The organism is Parabacteroides sp. AF17-28 (assembly GCF_003479205.1).
Classification (GTDB): Bacteria; Bacteroidota; Bacteroidia; order Bacteroidales; family Tannerellaceae; genus Parabacteroides; species Parabacteroides acidifaciens.
Genome location: NZ_QUGV01000001.1, coordinates 106,359 through 129,726 on the forward strand (window position 1 = coordinate 106,359; position 23,368 = coordinate 129,726).

Annotated in this window: 21 protein-coding genes; 15 read left to right on the forward strand and 6 right to left on the reverse strand. The window is 49.2% G+C overall.

The annotated features are described in order from the left end of the window. Positions 1-15: 15 nt before the first annotated feature. From DWW90_RS00560 to DWW90_RS00600, 9 genes are all read left to right on the forward strand, one after another. Positions 16-1,245, forward strand: a complete 1,230-nt coding sequence (locus tag DWW90_RS00560) for an LL-diaminopimelate aminotransferase (RefSeq protein ID WP_122343598.1) — start codon at positions 16-18, stop codon at positions 1,243-1,245. Positions 1,246-1,352: 107 nt separating this feature from the next. Further along, positions 1,353-2,069, forward strand: a complete 717-nt coding sequence (locus DWW90_RS00565; protein WP_233547613.1) for a hypothetical protein — start codon at positions 1,353-1,355, stop codon at positions 2,067-2,069. A 155-nt stretch (positions 2,070-2,224) separates the two neighbouring features. Next, on the forward strand, positions 2,225-2,581 hold the full coding sequence (locus DWW90_RS00570) for a P-II family nitrogen regulator (RefSeq protein WP_122331964.1): 357 nt from the start codon (positions 2,225-2,227) through the stop codon (positions 2,579-2,581). A 113-nt stretch (positions 2,582-2,694) separates the two neighbouring features. Beyond that, entirely contained in the window at positions 2,695-3,963 is a 1,269-nt protein-coding gene (locus DWW90_RS00575) for an ammonium transporter (RefSeq protein ID WP_122343599.1), read from the forward strand. 104 nt (positions 3,964-4,067) lie between these two features. After that, positions 4,068-5,102 carry an aspartate--ammonia ligase gene (gene asnA, locus DWW90_RS00580; RefSeq protein ID WP_122343600.1) on the forward strand — a complete coding sequence of 345 codons (1,035 nt, stop codon included), beginning with the start codon at positions 4,068-4,070 and terminating at the stop codon, positions 5,100-5,102. Positions 5,103-5,159: 57 nt separating this feature from the next. Beyond that, positions 5,160-7,346 carry a glutamine synthetase III gene (locus DWW90_RS00585; protein ID WP_122343601.1) on the forward strand — a complete coding sequence of 729 codons (2,187 nt, stop codon included), beginning with the start codon at positions 5,160-5,162 and terminating at the stop codon, positions 7,344-7,346. Between the two features lie 185 nt (positions 7,347-7,531). Further along, a complete protein-coding gene (locus DWW90_RS00590; RefSeq protein WP_233547614.1) occupies positions 7,532-7,783 on the forward strand; it encodes a hypothetical protein in 252 nt (83 codons plus the stop codon). A gap of 20 nt (positions 7,784-7,803) precedes the next feature. Then, on the forward strand, positions 7,804-8,091 hold the full coding sequence (locus DWW90_RS00595) for a type II toxin-antitoxin system RelE/ParE family toxin (protein ID WP_233547615.1): 288 nt from the start codon (positions 7,804-7,806) through the stop codon (positions 8,089-8,091). A gap of 12 nt (positions 8,092-8,103) precedes the next feature. Continuing rightward, complete coding sequence (locus tag DWW90_RS00600; protein WP_122343603.1) at positions 8,104-10,035, forward strand: NAD(+) synthase; 1,932 nt, start codon at positions 8,104-8,106, stop codon at positions 10,033-10,035. Positions 10,036-10,872: 837 nt separating this feature from the next. On the opposite strand, the gene DWW90_RS00605 is transcribed toward DWW90_RS00600, so the two are convergent. Together DWW90_RS00605 and DWW90_RS00610 are read right to left on the reverse strand one after the other, a co-directional pair. Continuing rightward, entirely contained in the window at positions 10,873-12,285 is a 1,413-nt protein-coding gene (locus DWW90_RS00605; protein WP_115501241.1) for a Gfo/Idh/MocA family protein, read from the reverse strand. A 73-nt stretch (positions 12,286-12,358) separates the two neighbouring features. Next, the gene (locus DWW90_RS00610) at positions 12,359-13,618 is read right to left on the reverse strand and encodes a DEAD/DEAH box helicase (RefSeq protein WP_122343604.1); all 1,260 of its coding nucleotides are present in this window, start codon (positions 13,616-13,618) and stop codon (positions 12,359-12,361) included. A 130-nt stretch (positions 13,619-13,748) separates the two neighbouring features. Between DWW90_RS00610 and recQ the strand changes: the two genes are divergently transcribed. The 3 genes from recQ to DWW90_RS00625 all read left to right on the forward strand — a co-directional run bounded on the left by recQ (position 13,749) and on the right by DWW90_RS00625 (position 17,456). Further along, a complete protein-coding gene (recQ, locus tag DWW90_RS00615; protein WP_122343605.1) occupies positions 13,749-15,572 on the forward strand; it encodes a DNA helicase RecQ in 1,824 nt (607 codons plus the stop codon). Positions 15,573-15,655: 83 nt separating this feature from the next. Beyond that, positions 15,656-16,666 carry a L,D-transpeptidase gene (locus tag DWW90_RS00620; RefSeq protein ID WP_122343606.1) on the forward strand — a complete coding sequence of 337 codons (1,011 nt, stop codon included), beginning with the start codon at positions 15,656-15,658 and terminating at the stop codon, positions 16,664-16,666. Positions 16,667-16,721: 55 nt separating this feature from the next. Next, positions 16,722-17,456: a murein L,D-transpeptidase catalytic domain family protein gene (locus tag DWW90_RS00625; RefSeq protein ID WP_122343607.1), complete on the forward strand. Its 735-nt coding sequence runs from the start codon at positions 16,722-16,724 to the stop codon at positions 17,454-17,456. Here the strand turns inward: DWW90_RS00625 and DWW90_RS00630 are convergent. Genes DWW90_RS00630 through DWW90_RS00645 form a run of 4 tightly spaced genes read right to left on the reverse strand, consistent with a single transcriptional unit; the run spans position 17,378 to position 20,895 of the window. Further along, on the reverse strand, positions 17,378-17,968 hold the full coding sequence (locus tag DWW90_RS00630) for an aminotransferase class IV family protein (RefSeq protein WP_122343608.1): 591 nt from the start codon (positions 17,966-17,968) through the stop codon (positions 17,378-17,380). The two genes, DWW90_RS00625 and DWW90_RS00630, sit on opposite strands and share 79 nt — an antisense overlap. Further along, complete coding sequence (locus DWW90_RS00635) at positions 17,952-18,953, reverse strand: aminodeoxychorismate synthase component I (RefSeq protein ID WP_122343609.1); 1,002 nt, start codon at positions 18,951-18,953, stop codon at positions 17,952-17,954. The genes DWW90_RS00630 and DWW90_RS00635 overlap by 17 nt, the downstream gene beginning before the upstream one ends. Beyond that, positions 18,950-19,837 carry a carbon-nitrogen hydrolase gene (locus DWW90_RS00640; RefSeq protein ID WP_122343610.1) on the reverse strand — a complete coding sequence of 296 codons (888 nt, stop codon included), beginning with the start codon at positions 19,835-19,837 and terminating at the stop codon, positions 18,950-18,952. The genes DWW90_RS00635 and DWW90_RS00640 overlap by 4 nt, the downstream gene beginning before the upstream one ends. Before the next feature lie 29 nt (positions 19,838-19,866). Beyond that, complete coding sequence (locus DWW90_RS00645; protein ID WP_122343611.1) at positions 19,867-20,895, reverse strand: agmatine deiminase family protein; 1,029 nt, start codon at positions 20,893-20,895, stop codon at positions 19,867-19,869. Positions 20,896-21,032: 137 nt separating this feature from the next. Here DWW90_RS00645 and DWW90_RS00650 point away from each other — a divergent pair, with 137 nt between their 5' ends. The 3 genes from DWW90_RS00650 (at position 21,033) to creD (ending at position 23,366) form a co-directional block, all read left to right on the forward strand. Then, a complete protein-coding gene (locus tag DWW90_RS00650) occupies positions 21,033-21,650 on the forward strand; it encodes a hypothetical protein (protein WP_233547616.1) in 618 nt (205 codons plus the stop codon). Further along, on the forward strand, positions 21,647-21,937 hold the full coding sequence (locus DWW90_RS00655; protein WP_115501248.1) for a transcriptional regulator: 291 nt from the start codon (positions 21,647-21,649) through the stop codon (positions 21,935-21,937). The genes DWW90_RS00650 and DWW90_RS00655 overlap by 4 nt, the downstream gene beginning before the upstream one ends. Positions 21,938-21,998: 61 nt before the next feature. Further along, complete coding sequence (gene creD / locus DWW90_RS00660; protein WP_122343612.1) at positions 21,999-23,366, forward strand: cell envelope integrity protein CreD; 1,368 nt, start codon at positions 21,999-22,001, stop codon at positions 23,364-23,366. Positions 23,367-23,368: the final 2 nt, after the last annotated feature.

Consider the following 23,368-nt stretch of genomic DNA (forward strand, 5'->3'; position numbering starts at 1 on the left):
ACAACAGATTGAAGTATGGCACTGATTAATGAACATTTCCTGAAACTGCAAAACAACTACCTGTTCTCTGACATTGCAAAGAAGGTAAACAGTTTCAAAGTGACACATCCGAAAGAAAAGATTATCCGCATGGGTATCGGCGATGTGACACAACCATTAGCCCCTGCCGTTATCGAAGCGATGCACAAGGCAGTCGAAGATATGGCGGGCAAGGATACATTTCACGGATACGGACCTGAGCAAGGCTATCCGTTTCTGATAGATGCCATCATCAAGAACGATTACGCCAGCCGCGGCGTCTTCCTCGAACCCAGCGAAGTGTTCGTCAGCGACGGCGCCAAAAGCGACTGCGGAAACATAGGCGATATGCTTCGCCACGATAACAGCATCGGAGTGACAGACCCGGTCTACCCGGTCTACATCGACTCGAACGTGATGAGCGGACGGACCGGCGTACTGGAAGACGGAAAATGGAGCGACGTGGTGTACATCCCCTGCACGGAGGCCAACAACTTCATCCCGGAACTGCCCAGCCGCCGCGTAGACATCATCTACCTCTGCTACCCGAACAATCCGACGGGAACGACGCTCTCGAAAGAGGAGTTGAAGAAATGGGTCAACTATGCACTTGCCAACGATTGCCTGATTATGTACGACTCGGCTTACGAAGCCTACATACAGGACCCTGATATCCCCCACTCGATCTACGAGATCAAAGGGGCCAAGAAGGTGGCGATCGAATTCCGCAGTTTCTCGAAGACGGCCGGCTTCACCGGTGTCCGTTGCGGTTACACGGTCGTACCGAAAGAGTTGAACGCCTTTACGCTGGCCGGCGAACGGGTTCCGTTAAACCGGATGTGGAACCGCCGCCAGTGCACGAAGTTCAACGGCACGAGCTACATCACCCAGCGCGGTGCGGAAGCCATCTACACCCCGGAAGGGAAAGAGCAGGTGAAGAAGACAATCGATTACTATATGACCAATGCCCGGATTATGAGAGAAAGCCTCCAGAGTTGCGGCCTCAGGGTGTACGGCGGCGAGAACGCCCCTTACATCTGGCTGAAGACACCAGCCGGCCTGACATCCTGGAAGTTCTTTGACAAGCTACTTTATGAAACGTATATAGTAGGGACCCCCGGTGTGGGGTTCGGGCCCAGTGGTGAGGGTTATCTCCGCCTCACCGCTTTCGGAGACAGAGACGACACGTTGGAGGCCATGGCCAGGCTGAAGAAGTGGTTGCTCTAAATTAACTGTCGATGCAAGAGGGGGAAACCGCGCAAACCTCCCCCTGATATATCCTGATAGCAAGGAAGCAGAGGCAAAGTGTTTAACGGTTATCACACAGGAAGAACATGATGAAAACAATTACTTTCAAGCGGACAGTTTTGTCCGCTACGGCTCTACTTATGTCTTTCTCAGTCTTTGCACAGGAAGAGAAGAAGTTTGAAATTGCGCCGGCTGCCGACCTCGTCAGCAGCTATGTATGGAGGGGAATGTATCAGACAGGACCCGCCATCCAGCCCAGCCTCAGCATGTCGTATGCGGGGTTATCTCTCACGGCGTGGGGCTCCACGGATTTCTCCTCATCTTCGGATGAGACGAAAGCAAAGGAATTCGACCTCACATTAGGATACGGAATCGGAGGATTCAGTATAGCAGTCACCGACTACTGGTGGTCAGGCGAAGGCGCCCGCTACGGACGTTACAGCACGGACCACTATTTTGAAGGGACAATCGGATACAACTTCGGCGAGAAATTCCCCTTGAGCCTGACCTGGAGCACGATGTTCGCAGGCGGCGACAAGAACCCCGAGGATGGCGACCGTTACTACTCTTCGTACTTCGAAGCAGCGTACGACGTCAATGTCTGGGGCATCAGTTTCCAACCCGCTGTCGGTATCTCGCCCTACAAAAGCCAGTACAGCGACGGTTTCGGTCTGAACAGCATCTCTCTTAAAGCAAGCAAAGAGATTAAGTTCTCAGACTCGTTCTCGCTACCGGTATTCACACAGGTGATTGCAGCCCCGGAACATGACAACGTATTCCTGGTATTCGGGATATCCCTGTAAGGAAACAAAAACAGACATATTGGTTATCACAAAAAGAAAAGGAGCTTATAGAAAGCCCCGCCTGTTTATTGATTTTATAGAATGTTATACCGCAACCATTCCTTGCTACAAAGGCAGGCTTTCTATACTCCTTTTCTCTAATAAAACATTAGGTTATGAAAAAGATTGAAGCAATAATTCGCAAGACCAAGTTTGAAGAAGTGAAAGAAGCGCTTCTCGAAGCAGATATAGAATGGTTCTCATACTACGACGTGAGAGGCGTCGGCAAAGCGCGCCAGGGGCGTATCTATCGTGGCGTCGTCTATGACACGAGCTACATCGAACGCATACTCATCTCGATCGTAGTGCGTGACAAGAATGTCGAGAAGACTGTCAAAGCCATTATCAAGGCGGCCCAGACGGGCGAGATCGGCGACGGGCGCATCTTCGTCATCCCGGTGGAAGATTCCATCCGCATCCGTACAGGCGAGCGGGGCGACATCGCGCTCTACAATGCCGAACAGGAGAAATAAATAATAATGTGCCAATAGACAATGTGGCGCTTCGCTAAATGTGCCAATTAACGGCAACAAACTCTATCTCCATTGGCACATTGGCATATTAATCAATTAAACTATTATTTACAATGGATACAACATATACGATTACAGACTTAGCCCTATCGCTCGATACCGTGTGGATGCTGCTTGCAGCCATGTTAGTGTTTTTCATGCAGCCGGGATTCGCCCTTGTGGAAGCCGGTTTCACCCGTACGAAGAATACGGCTAATATTATGATGAAGAACCTGCTCGACTTTATGATGGGTTCGTTGCTCTTCTGGGCCGTAGGTTTCGGCTTCATGTTCGGGACGGGAGGATTCATCGGGATGCCCCACCTGTTCAACTTCAGCTTCTATGATACGGAGCTTCCCGTCGCAGGGTTCCTGGTGTTCCAGACGGTGTTCTGCGCAACAGCTTCGACAATCGTTTCGGGCGCCATGGCCGAGCGGACGAAGTTCTCCATGTACCTGGCCTATACGATCCTGATCAGTGTGATCATTTACCCCGTCAGCGGGCATTGGACCTGGGGTGGCGGCTGGTTGATGAACGGAGATGAAGGCTCATTTATGATGAATACATTCGGCACGACGTTCCACGACTTTGCCGGATCGACCGTCGTACACTCCGTAGGCGGCTGGATCGCCCTGGTGGGTGCGGCCATCCTCGGCCCGCGTATCGGGAAATATGATAAAGACAAGAAATCGCGTGCCATACCGGGACATAACCTGGCGCTTGCCAGCCTGGGTGTCTTCATCCTCTGGTTCGGCTGGTTTGGTTTCAACCCCGGCTCACAGTTGGCAGCGTCGGGCGAAGGTAACCGTACGGCTATCTCCCACGTCTTCCTGACAACCAACCTGGCAGCTTGTGCGGGAGGTATATTCTCATTGCTGGTCGCCTGGTTCAAGTATAAGAAACCGTCCCTTTCACTGACGCTCAACGGCGTACTGGCTGGCCTAGTCGGCATCACTGCCGGTTGCGACCTGGTGTCACCGATGGGAGCTGCCATTATCGGAGCTATCTGCGGGACGGTGATGATATTCGCTGTCGATTTTATCGACCATGTGCTGAAGATCGACGACCCTGTCGGTGCCTCCTCCGTACACGGTGTCTGCGGATGCCTCGGAACCATACTGACCGGCTTTTTAGCTACCGAAGAAGGGCTTTTCTACAGTGGCAGTGCGAACTTCCTGGGGGCACAGCTGTTCGGTGCCGTCGTTGTAGGCTGCTGGGCTGCCGGAATGGGCTTTGTAGTGTTCAAAGGACTTGACATGGTTCACGGACTCCGCGTTCCGGCACGTGTAGAGGAAGAAGGTCTGGACATTTACGAACATGGTGAAACGGCTTACAATAGCTGATATGGAAGTGGGGAGGATGTGTCAAAACATCCTCTCTCTAAAACACAAAAGCAAAACGACATTTTATAATAAGATTACAATCAACATTTAAAACTATATAGATTATGTCACTTATCATTCCTAAAGATTACAAGCAAACGCTGACGCCTGAGACAACGGAACAGGCTATACGCATGTTGAAAACCACCTTCCAGGAGAAGCTGACGAAGGCGCTTAACCTGCGCCGCGTGACGGCTCCCCTGTTCGTCCTCTCGGGCACAGGTATCAATGATGACCTGAACGGTGTCGAACGCCCCGTCCGATTCCCGATCCATTGTATGGGCGACCGCATGGCCGAAGTGGTCCACTCGCTCGCCAAATGGAAACGGATGAAGCTCGCCTCCTACCGCATCCCGGCCGGCTACGGACTGTACACCGACATGAATGCCATCCGGGGCGACGAAGACCTGGACAACCTGCATTCCCTCTATGTAGACCAATGGGACTGGGAACGGACCATACGCCCGGCAGACCGCAATCTGGATTATCTGAAGAAGACGGTGCGCAGCATCTACTCCCTACTGAAAGAAATCGAGGTGATGGTCTATGACTATTATCCTCACATCACACCTACCCTCCCCGACGACATCACGTTCATCCACGCCGAGGAACTGCTCAGCATGTATCCCGGCATCAGCCCGCGTGAACGCGAGACGAAGGCGGCCGAAAAGTTCGGCGCGATCTTCATCATCGGTATCGGCGGCGAACTGGCCAATGGTGAGAAGCACGACGGACGCGCCCCGGACTATGACGACTGGAGCAGCGTAAACTCCGACGGCTTCAACGGCCTGAACGGGGATATCATCCTCTGGAACGACGTGCTGCAATGCGCCTTCGAGCTTTCGTCGATGGGAATCCGCGTAGACAAGGATGCGCTGGTACGCCAGCTCGACATCTGCGGTTGTCCCGAACGCAAGGAGCTGGAGTTCCACAAAGCGTTGCTCGAAGACCGCCTGCCGCTCTCCATCGGCGGAGGTATCGGACAAAGCCGCCTCTGCATGTTCTTCCTCCGCAAAGCCCATATCGGCGAAGTGCAGGCTTCCATCTGGCCGGAGGAACAGATTGAGGAATGCAAACAGAACAATATCATATTATTATAGCAGCAAGGTTACCACCGGATAAATAATGAATAAACAATTACTATAAAATCAAGTATTATGTCAAAGTTAAGATTCAGAGTTGTAGAGTCAGCCTTCAAGAAACGGGCTGCAGAAGTACCGGCGCCAGCCGAACGTCCGTCCGACTATTTCGGGCAGAACGTATTCAACCGTGCGAAGATGTTCAAATATCTTCCCGAGAAAGCATACGAACGGATCACGGACTGTATCGACAACGGTGCGCCGCTGGACCGCGAAACGGCCGATGCCGTAGCAGCCGGTATGAAGAAGTGGGCGATCGAAATGGGTGCTACCCACTATACCCACTGGTTCCACCCGCTGACCGAGGGCACAGCCGAAAAGCACGACGCCTTCGTTGAGCACGACGGCAAAGGCGGCATGGTCGAAGAGTTTTCCGGCAAGCTGTTAGTGCAGCAGGAACCGGATGCATCCAGTTTCCCGAACGGCGGTATCCGTAACACGTTCGAAGCACGCGGCTACTCGGCCTGGGACCCTTCTTCTCCTGCGTTCATCGTGGGTGACACGCTTTGTATTCCGACTATCTTTATCGCTTACACAGGTGAATCGCTGGACTATAAAGTGCCTTTGCTGAAATCACTCGAAGCGGTTAATAAGGCAGCCACGGAAGTCTGCCACTATTTCAATCCGGATGTAAAGAAGGTCTATTCCTACTTAGGTTGGGAACAGGAATACTTCCTCGTAGACGAAGGCCTCTACGCCGCCCGTCCCGACCTGTTGCTGACAGGACGTACGCTGATGGGACACGAGAGTTCGAAGAACCAGCAGTTGGAAGACCACTACTTCGGTGCGATCCCGACCCGCGTCATGGAGTTCATGAAGGACCTGGAAATAGAGGCGCTCAAGTTAGGTATTCCATTGAAGACACGCCACAATGAGGTGGCGCCGAACCAGTTCGAGTTGGCTCCTATCTATGAGGAATGTAACTTGGCGAACGACCATAACCTGCTGGTCATGGCTCTGATGCGCAAGATAAGCCGCAAACACGGTTTCCGTGTCCTGCTGCATGAAAAACCTTTCAAGGGTGTGAACGGTTCGGGTAAACACAACAACTGGTCGTTGGGTACCGACACCGGCATCCTGCTGATGGCACCGGGCAAGACGCCGGAAGACAACCTCCGTTTCATCACCTTTATCGTGAATGTCCTCATGGCTGTTTACCGCCACAACGGATTGCTGAAAGCCAGCATCTCGAGTGCGACCAACGCCCACCGTCTGGGAGCGAACGAAGCGCCTCCCGCAATTATCTCCAGCTTCCTCGGTGCACAGATATCCGAAGTGCTGGAACATCTCGAGAAGAGCGAACCGGAGAACCTGATGCTGGCAGGCAAACAAGGCCTGAAGCTGGATGTCGCCCGCATCCCCGAATTGTTCATCGACAATACGGACCGTAACCGTACTTCTCCCTTCGCCTTCACCGGAAACCGTTTCGAGTTCCGCGCCGTAGGTTCGGAAGCCAACTGTGCATCCGCTATGCTTGTCCTGAACGCTGCCGTAGCCGAACAGTTGAAACTCTTCAAGGCTGAAGTAGACGCTAAGATCGCCGACGGCAAGGAGACATTCGCCGCCATCCTCGAAGTGATCCGCAAGGATATCAAAGAATGTAAAGCCATCCATTTCGACGGCAACGGTTACAGCGACGAATGGAAAGCCGAAGCTGCCCGTCGCGGCCTGGATTGCGAGACAAGCGTGCCGGTTATCTTCGACAACTACCTGAAGGAAAGTAGCATCAAGATGTTCGAATCGACAGGCGTCATGACCCGCAAGGAGCTGGAAGCCCGCAACGAAGTGAAGTGGGAGACCTACACAAAGAAGATTCAGATCGAAGCGCGTGTCCTGGGCGACATCGCGATGAACCATATCATCCCGACCGCTACGACCTACCAGACTTCCCTGATCGACAACGTTTACAAGATGAAAGACCTCTTCCCTGCCGACAAGGCCGCCATTCTCTCTTCCCGTAACCTGGAGATCATCGAAGACATCGCCCACCGGACTAACTTCATCAAAGAGAAGGTAGACGAGATGATCGAAGCCCGCAAGGTTGCCAACAAGATCGAGAACGAACGCGAGAAGGCGATCGCCTACCACGACAATATCGTTCCGATGCTGGAAACGATCCGCTACCATATCGACAAGCTGGAACTGGTTGTAGACGATCAGATCTGGACATTGCCGAAATACAGAGAGCTATTATTTATCAGATAAGTCGATAAGGGGCGGTACCATATCTCCGCCCCTCTTTTTATTATTCAGACAGTAGTTTTTTGTTGATTGTTTTGTGTTTGCAAGGGGAGTATGCTGTGAAGTATCGCTCCTCTTCTTTTTTATACCAGTCAAAATGCATACCTTTGGAGCATCATATATAAGAAAGGAGTCCAACAATGACAGCAATGGAACTACAACAATGGAAACAGAACTTTATCCGCGATTATCTGGATGAAATCGAGGATATGGAAGTATTGGAAAAGATTAAGAAATATGTCAAGAAAGTGACGCCCAGGAAAGAGACCCCGCGCCCTTGTGTCATCCATTCTAAGGAAGAGATGATTGAGAAGGTCAGGGAAGCTACGGCTCAGGTTGAAAGAGGGGAATATATTACAGATGAAGAACTTTCTAAGGAAATAGAGACATGGTTTCGATGACGCGCCTAATCTGGTCTAAAATGGCCAAAGAAGAAATAAAAGCCATAATCCGATACTATAGAAAAGAGGCGTCTGCACAAATAGCAAGGAACATCGTGACCTCTATCCAGCGGGAAGCACAACGATTACTTCTCATGCCCCAAATCGGAACAGTCGAACCTTTGTTGGCGACAAAAAGCAAGGAATATCGTTATATAATCAGTTCTCACTATAAAATTATATACTACATACAGAACAAGACAGTTGTTGTCGCCTGTATCTTCGATTGCCGCCAGGACCCTGATAAACTCAAACACGCTATAAGATAAATAGAAACGAATATGAACTACGGATTTGTAAAAGTTGCCGCCGCTGTGCCACATGTACAGGTTGCGGATTGTTTTTATAATATAGAAAAGATAGAAGGCCTGATGCGTCAGGCATCGGAAAAAGGCGTACAGATAATGGCTTTCCCGGAGCTGGCCGTCACCGCTTATACCTGCCTCGACCTCTTTGCCCAGCAAACACTGCTGGACAATGCTGAAAAGGCTTTGCTCAAACTGGTCAACGATACGGCAGACCTGGACATCCTGACCTTCGTCGGTATTCCGCTCCGGACAGAAAACAGGCTTTTCAACACAGCCGTCGCTTTCCAAGGAGGCAGAATATTAGGCGTCGTTCCTAAAACGCATCTGTCCAACTACAAAGAGTTCCAGGAACAGCGTTGGTTCACTTCCGCCCTCGAACTGCAAAAGCCGACGATCAATATCTGCGGACAGGAATATCCGCTCGACAACTATCTGTTGTTCAATTCGGGGCACATATCAGTCGGCATCGAGATATGTGAAGACCTCTGGGTGCCCGTCCCCCCCAGCTCACTGCTGGCCATGAAAGGGGCCAATATCATCTTCAATATATCGGCAAGCAACGAGCTGATCGGCAAGCATAACTACCTCAGTTCGCTGATCTGCCAGCAATCCGCCCGGTGCATAGCCGGATATGTCTATGCCTCTTCCGGTTTCGGCGAATCGAGTACCGACCTGGTCTTTGCCGGAAACGGTATTATTGCGGAGAACGGCAACCTGCTTGCCAAATCGCCCCGCTTCACAATGGAGGAACAGCTTGTCGTCAGCGAGATCGACATCGAGACGTTGCAAAACGACCGGATGGTGAATAACAGCTTTATGCGTGGAGCCGCCGACCTGCTGAAGAAGGAGATACAGACCATTGATTTCGAGGTTCGGGTTCCGGACGGATTCTGCCTGACCCGCCCGGTCGATCCGCATCCGTTCACCCCTTCCGGTGATGCTCTGAAAGAACGTTGCGAAGAGATTTTCCAGATACAGGTAGCCGGACTGGCAAAGCGTATGCTTCATGCGCACGCACAAACAGCCGTCGTCGGCATCTCCGGCGGCCTGGACTCAACACTGGCACTGCTTGTCACCGTCATGACATTCGATGCGCTGAAAATGCCGCGCGAACAGATCATCGGTATCACCATGCCCGGCTTCGGCACAACCGGACGTACCTACAACAATGCCGTCAACCTGATCCGCTCCCTCGGTGTCACCTTGAAAGAGATCTCGATCAAGGAAGCCTGCCTGCAACATTTCAAGGATATCAATCACGATCCGTCTGTCCACGACGTGACATACGAAAACAGCCAGGCGCGCGAACGGACCCAAATCCTCATGGACGTTGCCAACCAGGAAAACGGCCTTGTCATCGGAACCGGCGACCTTTCCGAACTGGCACTCGGCTGGGCTACTTACAACGGTGACCACATGTCGATGTACGGCGTAAACGGCAGCATTCCCAAAACGCTGGTCAAATATCTGGTCGAATGGGTTGCCAACAACCGCGTGGACGAGGCTTCCCGCCTCACTCTGCTGGACATCGTCGATACACCTATCAGTCCCGAACTGATTCCGGCAGACGAAAACGGCAATATCAAACAAAAGACAGAAGACCTGGTCGGCCCGTACGAGCTGCACGACTTTTTCCTCTATCACTTTCTCCGCTTCGGCTCGCATCCGTCCAAGATTTATTTCCTGGCGCAGAAAGCCTTTGCCGGAGTGTATGACAATGCGACGATCAAGAAATGGCTGTACACCTTCTTCCGCCGCTTCTTCCAACAACAGTTCAAACGCAGCTGCCTGCCCGACGGCCCGAAAGTGGGTTCCGTCAGCCTGTCACCGCGTGGAGACTGGCGTATGCCGAGCGATGCGGTATCGAGGCTTTGGCTGGAGGAGATAGAAAGTCTTTCTTTATAAAACAGCAATTCTTATTTTTTCTCCCCGAACACGAAGGAAATGTTACAGGTCCCGTTTTTTTTCGGACGGGAGCGGTTTTTTTTCAGACGGGAATCAGAAACGGGTGCCAGATGGTGCCAGATAAAATGCATTTTCGTGAACTTTTAAATAAATACTACGTGACGTATGCTATAAAAGAGGCACACGTCGTAATTAAAAATATAAAAGTTACGGAAAACGCTTTTTATCTGGCACCATCTGGCACCCACAGGTTAAAAAGGAAGAGACGCCTTTTACTTAATCGGTTGCTTATTAACACCTTGCATATTTCTCTTATTTACCCGTCTTTCTTTCGTACTCCCCATTTATCCGTTTTACCAGTACAAAAAGTGAGCTCAACTGCCGAAAAAAGGCATTTTTATGGCGTTTAGCAAGGGGCAAAATCCCCTGTTTTCAGCCGCTTTTCGAGTTTTCAGCCGTTCATACTCGTAGTAGATAAGGGCTAAAATCGGTCAATTTTCGCTATTTAAGAAGAAAAATGGTGTGCAGGAAAGTTCGGTTATAAGAAAAAGTGAACCTGTAAATGCTGATTTATCGGTGCGTTTGCTCGTATTTACCGGACGCAGACGGGCGCAGATTACGCAGAGGAACGCAGACTTATTTTCTTTTAAAACAATTAATGATCTGCGTTCGCCTGCGTTGTCTGCGAAATCTGCGTCCGGTAATACAAACATAGCGACACCCCGATAAATCATTATTTATTGTTTCAAATATGGCCATATTTGAAACAACCAGCCAATACAAAAAAAGGCTACCGGAATCCCGATAGCCTTTTCGCATATATTTCTTCGATCTTTCTTATTCAGACAAAGCAAATGCCGGTTGACGGTGGATCCACTGTCCGCGAGTGAAATCAGGGAAGTCAACCAATGCACCGCCACGAGCGATAGACATTTCAGACAAACCGGAAATAGCACTCCATGCAGCAGCATCGTAGCAGTCCATAGGAGCCGGTTTCTTATTATGGATGGCGTTGATCAGGTCGAACATCATCACATAGTCCATACCGCCGTGTCCAGCCTGTGCAGCTTCGGCTTCATGTTTGGACCACAAAGTATGGTCGTATTTCTTGAACCATTCTTCCGAATCATCCCAACGGTGAGGTTTGGATTTACCCTGAACATATACATGGTCGCCATCGTTCATCCACAAACCTTCGGTACCCTGGATACGGAAGCCTAATGAATAAGGACGGGGAGAGTTTGTATCGTGAGTAACGATGATTGTCTGTCCGTTTGCACATTTGATCATAGAAGTTACGATATCACCCAAGTTGAAACGAACCTTTGCCAACGGATGATTTTCACCGCCATTGTCTACGATAAACTTATGCAGGCCGCGTGACTGAGTTGCCATAGCCGACAAAGACAGGAAACGGTTACCGCGGTTGATATCCAAACAGTTTGCAACCGGGCCGATACCGTGAGTCGGATAGATATCACCATTACGACGTACGGAATGGTTCGTACGCCACTGAGCTTCAGCAAAAGCTGTCGGCCCCATACGCAGGTCACCGCTTCCCGGTACATAGTTATAATGCTTTCCATCGTTGAACTTCACTTCGCGCAAGTCATGTTCGTAACCGCATTCTCCATGCAGGATTTCACCGAACAAGCCCTGACGGACCATATTCAGCGCAGCCATACAGTCGCGGCGGTAGCAAACATTTTCCATGATGTTCAGATGGCTTCCGGTAGCTTCCGAAACGTTTACCAAATCCCAACATTCTTCCAGCGTATTGGCAGCTGAAACTTCAACGCCAACATAAGGAACGCCTGCTTTCATGGCAGCAACCGACATCGGTACGTGCCATTCCCACGGGCTGGCGATGATAACGCAGTCGAATTCTTCGTTATTCAACATCTTTTCAAATTCACGTTCGCTACCGGTATATACTTTCGGAGCCGGAACATTGAATTTAGCGATATGATCCAATGTACGCTGGATAGGACCAGCCTGGATATCACAGATCGCTACGATCTTGTTACCGGGGATAGACAATACGTTGTTGATGTGTTCGTGGCAACGTGAACCCGTACCGATAAAGCCGAAACGCAGTTTGCCATCATCTTTGCCAACCGGTTTCTTCTTTTGAGCACTTGTTTCTGTTGCTACTGTAGTAGCGGCGGCGTTACCGCTCAAGGCAAGACCTGCTGTACCGATTCCGGCAGCGGTCATCTTTTTCAGGAATGAACGACGAGTGTTTTCCATTTTTCAATTTAGAATTTTATGTTAAGTGGGCAAATTTATAATATTCCGTGAATATTTCAAAGAAGATAGCCCTTTATTTTGCTGCCGCTCTTTTCTTATTTCTCCAGAAACTGCCGTCGCGTTTGCTGCCAAACATGTTCCGGCGTTTCGATTCTTCCTTCAGTGCCTGTTTCTTTTCGGCTACCGCCACCTTTACTTCGGCCGTCTCGAACTCGTGTCCTCCGGCAACCGGAACGGCTTTTCCGATCAGTTTTTGGATATCTTTCAGATACGGTACTTCCTCCGCATCACAGAAGGAGAAAGCAACTCCGCTGCGACCTGCACGGCCTGTACGACCGATACGGTGCACGTATGTTTCCGGAACGTTCGGCAGATCATAATTGACCACATGCGAAAGGTGATCCACATCGATACCGCGTGCGGCAATATCGGTAGCGATCAACACGCGTGTCGTATGATCTTTGAAGTTACTCAATGCCCGTTGACGGGCGTTCTGTCCCTTATTTCCATGAATGGCTTCCGCCCCTATTCCGGCCTTGTTCAAGACACGTGCCACTTTATCCGCCCCATGTTTCGTACGGGTGAAGACCAATACGGATTCCAGCGAGCGGTCGCCCAACAGATTCGTCAGCAAGTTTATCTTATCCGCTTTTTCCACAAAATAGACAGACTGGTCTATCGTATCGACTGTAGAAGAAGCAGGCGTCACCTCCACCTTTTCCGGTTCATGCAGGATCGTCCCGGCCAGGCGTTCGATCTCCGGCGGCATGGTTGCCGAGAAAAACAAAGACTGGCGCTTTTTAGGCAACAGCGGCAGGATACGTTTGATGTCATGGATAAAACCCATGTCGAGCATCCGGTCCGCCTCATCCAAAACGAAATACTCCAATGTATTCAGGCGGATAAAACCCTGGTTGATCAAGTCCAGCAAACGACCGGGCGTTGCAATCAAGACATCCACACCCCGCTCCAATGCATCGGTCTGAGGTTTCTGGCCTACGCCACCGAAGATAACCGTATGCCGCACGTGCGTATAACGTCCGTAAGCGGTAAAACTTTCGCCGATCTGGATTGCCAGTTCGCGCGTCGGGGTCAGGATCAGGGCTTTAATACCCGGTCTGCGGCCATTCTTGCCCTGTTCTTCTATCTTCTGGATAATGGGAATGGAGAAAGCGGCAGTTTTACCTGTTCCGGTTTGCGCGCAACCTAATAGATCTGATCCATCCAACACGACGGGAATGGCTTCGGCTTGTATAGGAGTGGGAGTTGTGTACTGTTCTTTTACGAGAGCCTTACGTATCGGCTCGATTAATTCTAATTGTTCAAATGTCATATAAAAGGATGAGCCGTCGCGGCTCGTTAAATAAATAATGAGGACAAAGATAAACAAAAATCCGGCATCTCGGCAATTATTTCCTATATTTGCGTGCTTTTATCAAACATTCAGTTCCTTTTTGCTTCTTATGAGAGAATTATTGTTACTACTCAAACGGTTTTTCGGATACACTTCTTTCCGTCCCTTACAGGCCGAAATCATACAGCGCATCTTGCAAAAAAAAGATTCGCTGGTCCTGATGCCTACAGGTGGCGGCAAGTCGATCTGCTTCCAACTGCCGGCCATCTATCTGCCGGGAACAGCCGTGGTAGTATCTCCTCTCATCGCTTTGATGAAAGACCAGGTGGAAGGGCTGATTGCAAACGGTATTCCGGCAGCAACGCTCAACAGCATGATGCCGGAGGAAGAACGCCACCGCGTACGGCAGCTATGCATACAGGGAAAAGTGAAACTGCTTTACATATCACCCGAAGGCATCATGAGCGAACTGCACTGGCTCCTGCCTCGCATCGACATATCGCTGATTGCCATCGACGAAGCCCACTGCATCTCGCATTGGGGACATGACTTCCGGCCGGAATATACCCAACTATCCGTATTAAAAGACAACTTTCCGAAAGTCCCGCTGGTCGCCCTGACTGCGACGGCAGACAAAATCACTCGAACAGATATCGTCAGCCAATTAAAGCTGCGTAATCCGCAAACATTTATTTCCTCGTTCGACCGCCCGAACCTCTCGCTGACCATCCGTCGCGGACTGAGCAAAAAAGAAAAGATTGCAGCTATCGTCCATTTCATAAACAAACACCACAGGCAGAGCGGTATCATTTACTGCATGAGCCGCAACGGGACGGAATCATTAGTGGAAGAACTGTCCGAATACAGCATCCAGGCGGTAGCCTACCACGCCGGGCTTAGTCCGATGCAGCGTGAAAAGGCGCAGGACGATTTTATCAACGACCGTGTCAACGTGGTCTGCGCAACAGTCGCCTTCGGTATGGGTATAGACAAAAGCAATGTCCGCTGGGTGATTCATTATAATATGCCGGGAAGTATCGAAAACTACTACCAGGAGATAGGCCGTGCCGGACGGGACGGAATGAAAAGCGACACGCTCCTCTTCTACTCCGTCTCAGACATCCTGCTCCTCCGCCGCTTTGCGGAAGAGAGCGGGCAGAAAGATGTCAGCCTGCAGAAACTGAACCGTATGCGCCGTTACTGCGAAGCGGATATTTGCCGCCGGCGTATCTTACTCAGCTATTTCGGAGAAGAGACGGACAAGGACTGCGGAAACTGCGACGTATGCAAGAACCCGCCCCAGCGCTTTGACGGAAGCGTCCTGGTCCAAAAAGCTTTGAGCGGGATTTTCCGCACCGGACAGACAGCCAACATGCACCTGCTGATCGATATATTACGCGGCGCAGAAAAAGAAGAACTGACAGAAAAAGGTTACGACAAACTAAAGACCTACGGCGTAGGCAAGGACCTTTCTTATAAAGAATGGAAAGAATATCTTTACCAGATGCTCCAGCTCGGCTATATCGAGATCGATTATATGTCTGCCGGGCATCTGAAAGTCACTCCCTTGGGGCGTAAGATACTTTTCGGAGAACAGCAAGCCTTACTGACCGTCTATCAGAAAACAAAAGACTTTGCCCTCCCCACCCGGAAAGGAGGCTACAAATACCGGCCGATCCGTCCGCTTCAGTCTGCATCCGTCGAAGACACGCTGCTCGACTCCTTGCAACAGCTCCGCAAACAGATTTCCGAACGCGAGCATATCCCTGCCCACCTCATCTTTTCGGATGACGCACTGGATGATATGGTTCAAAAGAGGCCGGTTACACTCGATGAGTTCAGCGAGATACGCGGTGTCGGAGAGCTGAAGTTAGACAAATACGGAAAGGTATTCGTCGCCTTGATCCGTTTTGTTCTGCGTCTGCCGAAGTAATGAATAAAAAAAGAAAAACAATCCCTCTATTCTTTTGTTTTTATTATATATTTACACGACAGATAAAATAAAGAATAGATACGATGAAGCCGGTACCCATACTTTTGATACTTTGCCTTTCCACACTCAGTTTTTGCACGACTAAATCAGGAGAGTCGCAAAACGCCGATTTCCAGAAACAAGATACACTGGTGACAGTTACCACCCCCGATAAAGACACGATTCCCGCTCCTATAGAGATTGTTATCGAAAAGGAATTGCTTTATGACCAGCATACATTAGCCGATACTTATCCCTACAAAGATACGACACGTGTATTCCAATGGGGTAAGATAAAGGAACGTCTGCGGTTGCTCGATTCAATCCAGCAGAAGCCTGCACGCTGGGCGATCCTTCAAAACTACAGGAACAAGAACGGGGAAGCCCCGTTAGTCCGGAAGTTTCACCGGGATGCTTATAAACGGGTTTCCGACACGTTGGGCATCGAGCGTTACCAGTCTGTTCCGCTCTACCTGCCGGAAGATACACTGACAGCAGAACGTTATGGCCGTGACGGCGATCTCGTCAAGCTATTGGAGGAAGGCGATCGCCTATCCCGTATCCAAACGATCTATACGGACGGGGAATGGCTGATTCCGAAAAAATACGTCAAGCCGATAGCCGATACGGTCACTTTCAATAAAGCCATATGCGTCGATGTGACCAACCAAAATATTGCAACTCTTGAACATATCGGTTCCAAATGGCTGGTCAGAAGCATGAATCCCGCCACAACCGGCCAGCACCGCCCTCCCTATGCGCAAGAGACGCCGTTAGGCATGTTTGTTGTCCAGGAAAAGAAAGCAAGGATGATTTACCTGGTTGACGGAAGCAAGGAAACAGGAGGATTCGCCCCATACGCCAGCCGTTTTACGAACGGAGGCTATATTCACGGAGTTCCGGTAAACGCGCCGCGAAAGTCGCTGATCGAATACAGTCCGACACTCGGAACGACTCCACGCTCCCATATGTGTGTCCGGAACGCGACCTCACATGCCAAGTTTGTTTATGATTGGGCGCCTGTAAATGAGACTATTGTTTTCGTTTTTGATTAAAAGTCTTATCTTTGTGCGACATTACTTAATCTTTGTGCGACATTACTTAATCTTTATGTTATCACGCATTTGTCTATATCTGATTTTTCTATTTCTTCCTGCCAACTATACGGCAACCAGAAGTACGTCTCCCTCTGTACCGGCAATACCATTATCGGATTGCCAACAGCTATACGCAGATATGCAACTCGAAAACGTGGTCAATTATAAGGCTTTCGAATATGCACTAACCGGGGCAAAAGCAATCGAGCGACGGAACAAAGATATCATTACCCTCATCGACTTCAGCAAGCCGTCGACAGAAGAACGGCTTTATGTATTAGATATCCGCCATAAAAAGCTACTGTTCTCATCCCTTGTCTCACACGGGAAAAACAGCGGCGGTAATTATGCCACTTCTTTTTCCAATGAAGTAGGTTCCTACAAAAGCTCGTTAGGTTTTTTCGTTACAGAAAACACTTATCAGGGTAAAAACGGATATTCCCTCATTCTGAACGGTTTGGAAAAAGGCTTCAATGACCGGGCAAAAGAGCGGGCGATCGTGGTGCACGGCGCCAGTTATTGCAATCCGTCTGTTGCAGTATCCGCCGGTCGCCTGGGAAGAAGTTTCGGCTGTCCCGCCCTGCCTCCGTCACTGACTAAACCGATCATCAATACCATTAAGAATGGGACTTTACTCTATATTTATGCCAACGATAAGTATTACCTGAGTCACAGCACAATCTTATCCACGGAAAAATCTATTTCTCCAAATTCAATCATTGCATTAAACAACCGGATACGGGAATAACGCGCCAAATCATCCGGACGGATATCTCCCCGGACAATCTCTCCCCTGTCCAACAAAGAAGCCCTTTTCGTTCCGGCCAACAACGGCATGGCGGGAGTAACCCACTGCGCGCCGTCCCAAAGCGCAATATTACAGATGGAAGTATCGGTCAACAGTCCTTTCCGCACAATCAGGACATCATCTTGCGTCTTACGAAGCGCAAACAAGCGATCCAATAGCTCCCGATCCGTACTTTTATAAGAATAGTCTGCATCATCGCAAACAACTAACCGCAAAGATGAAACAGGACGCAAGTGATAGGCCGCATACTCGACCTTCAGGATGTCATCTGCATACTCCACCCGGCATTTTGTCCGCTCCCGGAAAGTATCCGGCTGAATATAGTCCGCCAGATCGAGCAGCCCCGCTTGCTGCAACACTTCCCGACGCGTCTCATTCATACGCTTGTTATGATAGGACAAGTTGTGAATCCGCCTGTCCTCTATACGGATTGTTTCAATAAATGGGAACATATACTTTCTGTTTCATTTCATTATACTCGCTCGACAAATCACTCTTAGCAGTAATGCCGCCACCGCTCTTAAAGACCAGGCTACCATCCGCCAGCTGTTCCAAAAAGCGAATCATAACAGCGCTATTCAAGCTATTTCCATCAAAATAGCCCATCACGCCGGTATAGAAACCTCGTTCATAAGTCTCCGCCTCCTCAATAATTTCCATCGTCTTTTTCTTCGGAGCCCCGGTGATAGAACCTGCCGGAAGAAGGTGAAAAAGCAATTCCCCCACTCCCGCCTGCCAGTCTGTCGCAAGACGTCCGCGAATCTCGGAACTGACCTGCAACAAGACTCCTCGATGTGTCTGCAATTCGTCTATATAACGATAACGGATGACCTCCACCTCCGTAGCCACCCTGCTCAGGTCATTCCGGATCAGATCGACAATCGTAGCATGTTCGGCCGTTTCTTTCGGATCATCCAGTATCCGCCTGTGGGCATCCGGTAAGATAGCGTCAATGGTCCCTTTCATCGGATAAGAGTAGATAAACCCATCTTGTATCTTCACGAATATCTCGGGAGAGAAGACTACAAAACGATTTTTCATCCACAACTTATATCGTGCCTCCGAACGATAGAAAACCTCCAGCAGACTTAAATTACTCCGGACAGGCGTCAGACAGGTGAGGTTTGCCAGATAAGAGTTTCCAGCCCGAATATGGCTGATGACTTTCCGGAAAGAATCGGCATAAGCCTCCAGCGATATGGGGAATGTTTCCCATTGGACTACCGGACTGCCATTTCCCGTAAAGCCGGCGCACATCCCCTCTTCCACATTTGTCAAACCATCCAGATTATAGAGCAATTCAGCCGGATCGACCCGGTCTGTCTCCTCTACAAAAACACAATCCTGCTTATAATCGACCACAAACAGGAAAGGCCGCCTTTCCGCACCCAACAGGTTCATACGGCAGACGGCCTCTGTACGATTACAAAATTTCATATCAGAAAACGTTCGGTCAAGCCTCCAAAGGCATCGATACGACGATCACGGAAGAAAGGCCACCAACGACGCACATTCTCACTACGTGTTTTATCAATCTCGACAACCCGTATCTCTTCATTATCGTTGGATAATTCAGTTAGCAATTCGCCTTGCGGACCCGCTACGAAGCTATTCCCCCAGAACCGGATACCATTCGTCTGGCCGGAAGGGTCCGGCTCATGTCCGACACGATTCACCGTAATAACCGGAAGCCCGTTTGCCACGGCATGACCACGTTGCACGGTCACCCAAGCCCCTAACTGACGTTGCTTTTCTTCCTCCGTATCACTGCTCTCCCAACCGATAGCTGTCGGATAGATCAACATCTCCGCCCCTTTCATCGCCATCAGGCGGGCAGCCTCCGGATACCACTGATCCCAGCAGACCAATACTCCTAATTTACCTGCCGAAGTCTGGATCGGCTCGAAGCCCAGATCACCGGGAGTAAAATAGAACTTCTCATAATAAGCCGGATCATCCGGAATATGCATCTTACGGTATTTCCCGGCAATAGTGCCATCCTTCTCGATCACCACAGCCGTATTGTGATACAACCCGGGTGCCCGTTTCTCAAACAAAGAAAGTACCAGCACAATCCCTAATTCCTTCGCCAATGCCCCGAATATCTCGGTTGAAGGACCGGGTATCGGTTCCGCCTGATCGAATACCGCCGTATCTTCCGTCTGGCAAAAATAAAGCCCGTTATGCAACTCCTGCAAAACAACCAGCCCCGCCCCTTGCGAAGCACAAGCACGGATATTCCGTTTCAATTTCTCGATGTTAGCAATCCGGTCCCCCGTATTCGCCTGCTGCACCAATCCAACCTTTAACGTATCTCCCATCTTATCTTTTAACTCTTAATTCTTAATTTTCAACAGACAACCCTTTCCGGATACTGCATCGTCACACAATGCAAAGAACCGTGCTGCTTAATCAACGGCAAGCAATTGATCCCAATGATTTCACGATCCGGGAATGCTTGCTGCAAAGCAGCTTTTGCCAGTTCGTCTTTCGGCGAATCATAATAAGGCAGCAACACCGCCCCATTGATGATCAAAAAGTTTGCATAAGTAGCCGGAAGACGCTCTCCTTCCCATTCCACACAGTCCGCCATCGGTAGCGGGATCAGCCGGTAAGGTTTACCGTCCGCCTGCCGGAAAGCCTGCAACTCCTGTTCCATCGCCCGGAGTTCTTCAAAATGCTCATCCGACTCATCCGTACATTGCACATATGCAATCGTATCTTCACTACAGAACCGAGCCAATGTATCGACATGGCTGTCCGTATCGTCACCGGCCAGATAACCGTTTTGCAGCCATAAAATACGCTCAAACCCGAACACGTCCTTCAAATAGGCTATCAGTTCCTCCTTCTGCAAATACTCATTCCGGTTCACCGAAGAAAGACACTCCACGGTCGTCAGTAATGTACCCTTACCGTCCGACTCTATACTGCCCCCCTCTAACACAAACGGCTGCATATTGACAGACAAGACACCATCGGTAAAAGTTCCCTGCGCAAACAGGTTACGGGTTATCAGGTTATCCAGATTTGCCGCGAACTTCATTCCCCAACCGTTAAACACGAAATCGTACACAAGAGGTTCCCCCTGGTCGAATACGGAAATACCGCCATGATCACGCGCCCAGGTATCGTTTGTTTCCATCTCCCGGAAAATAATCCGGCTATAGTCCACATCGCCCAACTGTTCGCGTACCGCCTGTTCGTCCGGGCAGACAATCAGCAACTTCTCACGTTTGATCACCTCTTTGGCAATCGAGACGAAACAAGGAACCACCTCTTCCAATATCGGAGCCCAGTCCGTATCTTCGTGCGGCCATGTCAACTGTACGGCACTTTGCGGATACCACTCCGCCGGTAATACTATCTTATCTTCCATCTGTATTCTGTATAACTTTTCTTCTTTGTGCAAATGTAAGCATTTTAAGTCGTAAAAAAACAGGTCAGAATATTTGGAATATTAAGAAACCTATTTAACTTTGCAGCACAAAGTACTTTTCACAGCAGCGAATAGATATGAACAAACAATTAGAAGACATAAAAGCCATACGGGAAATGATGGAAAGATCCTCCAAGTTCCTATCATTAAGTGGATTATCAGGCATAACTGCCGGAGTTGCAGCTATTATCGGAGCCTTTGTAGCCGATTTTTATATCCTGACACCCGGCAATACCTTAGCAAGCACTAACGAAAACACAGTGCATACACTGCTCCTTTTACTGGCGGATGCCTGCATCGTCTTACTGATTTCGATAAGCGCAGGCATGTATTTCTCGTGGAAGAAAACACGAAAAAGCAACAGTAAGCCATCGGCTGCCCTGATCCGCAAAACACTCTATAATTTAGGAATCCCACTTGTCACCGGCGGAATTTTCTCCCTTGTCTTCCTGCTGCAAAACGATATTACGATGGCATTGGCCATGACACTTGTTTTCTATGGACTGGCTTTGTTCTGTGTATCAAAATATACATACGACGAAATTCATTACCTGAGCTTGGGAGAGATCATTTTGGGAATCGCAGCGGTTATCTGGCCAACACATGCTTTCTGGTTCTGGATCTTCGGGTTCGGTTTTTTCCATATAGCCTACGGTTCACTCATGTATATCAAATATGATTTGAATAAAGGATGAAAAACATAATATCCAAATTAAATAAAGCTTTTGAAAGCCGCATCAGGTTAGGCATTATGTCTATCCTCTCAGTCAATGATTCAGCTGACTTCAACACGATGAAGCAGTTGATGGACCTGACTGACGGCAACCTGGCAAGCCACCTGAAAGCGCTGGAAGGATTAGGGTATATCCAATCTACCAAACAATTCATAGGCCGCAAGCCCAACACGACCTATACCATTACGGAAGAAGGACAAAAAGCTTTCAAAGAGCATTTGAATGCACTGGAGGAGTTGATCCGATAATTTTTTTTGCCCATCCACTTTGAGATACAAAGTACTTTCATACACATAAACAGATAATCTTATGACAACAACACCGAAAAGAACAGAAAAAACGAGCCAGACTATCACCTTTAAGGCTCTGATTATTGCCGTACTAACAATCCTCTTGCTAATTCCGGGATTGATGATCCAGGATTTGATCCAGGAACGGAAAAACAGAAGCGTAGAAACAATAGAGAAAATAAACGCAAAGTGGAGCAATGCGCAAACGGTTTGCGGCCCTATCCTCTGTGTCCCCTATACAACCACGTACACGGATTCTGATAACAAAATCACCAAACGCCTGCATACGCTGAGTATCACACCGGAAGAACTGAACATCAATACCCACCTGTTCCCGGAAGAGAGACATTACGGAATCTATAAAACAATTTTGTACAAAAGTGAGATAAACGTAGAAGGACGCTTTGACAAAGTCACCTCCTTACAGATTGAAAACAGCGTTATCCACTGGAACAACGCGTATGTCACGATCGGCTTGTCAGACCTGAGGGGTATAACCGATAATATAGAATTCAACCTGAACGGCCATTCATACACAGCAGAAGCGACAGGCAACAGCGATGAACTGTCAGGCAAGATTCTGACTGTCGGCATAGGCAACTCTCTGGCACCGGAAACAGGTCAGCCCTTAAACTTCAACTACAAGCTGAAACTAAACGGAAGCAGTAACATCAACTTTATCCCAATCGGCAAAACCAGCAAGGTACAGGTCGCCGGCGCATGGAGTTCACCGGGTTTCATCGGGAACTTCAGTCCGGAACATACGATTACGGAAAAGGGATTCGAAGCCTCATGGAGCATACTCCGCTTCAATCGTAATATCCCGGATATGTGGTCCGATAATCAAGTCGAGTCCTTCTATGACTCCACATTCGGTGTAAGCCTGGTCGACCCGGTCGATCATTACCAGCAGAACATGCGTTCAGCCAAATATGCCCTCATGTTCATTGCTCTCACTTTCGTTGTCTTTTTCTTTGTAGAGATACTTACCCGGACACGCATCCATCCGATCCAGTATCTATTAGTCGGCATCGCTCTAATCCTGTTCTACAGTTTGTTATTGTCTATTTCAGAACAGATAAATTTTGCAGTTGCCTATCTGATTGCCAGTGTTGCCACAATCGGATTGATAACCGCTTATACACACAGTATCTTTAAAAACAAGACGCAAACCGGCGCACTTGCCTTATTCCTTTGTATTCTGTACTTATTCCTGTTTGTAATCCTGCAACTGGAGGATGTCGCTTTGCTGATCGGAAGTATCGGGCTATTCATCATTTTAGGAATCATCATGTACTTCTCCCGCAAAATAAATTGGTACAAACAAGAAGATACAGAGGAAGAGCACGGCACAAAACCGGAAACAGCCAGTCAGCCAACCGAGTAATG